This window comes from Secundilactobacillus silagei JCM 19001, from assembly GCF_002217945.1.
In the GTDB taxonomy this organism is placed as follows: domain Bacteria; phylum Bacillota; class Bacilli; order Lactobacillales; family Lactobacillaceae; genus Secundilactobacillus; species Secundilactobacillus silagei.
Window position 1 is genome coordinate 1 of record NZ_BCMG01000054.1, and the last position, 256, is coordinate 256.

A 256-nucleotide genomic window follows, 5' to 3' on the forward strand; every position below is an offset into this window, starting at 1 on the left:
ATCCCGCTGAATTGAAGTGCTTGCACTGATTTTCAGCATTGGATGAGTGGCGAACTGGTGAGTAACACGTGGGTAACCTGCCCAGAAGCGGGGGATAACACTTGGAAACAGGTGCTAATACCGCATAACAACTGAAACCGCATGGTTTCAGTTTGAAAGATGGTTTCGGCTATCACTTCTGGATGGACCCGCGGCGTATTAGCTAGTTGGTGGAGTAATGGTTCACCAAGGCAATGATACGTAGCCGACCTGAGAG

General features: G+C 49.2%; 1 rRNA gene. It reads left to right on the forward strand.

Annotation, left to right across the window (positions count from 1 at the left end):
* Positions 1-5: 5 nt before the first annotated feature.
* Positions 6-256: ribosomal RNA gene (locus CES79_RS12510) — 16S ribosomal RNA — on the forward strand; the annotation flags it as partial.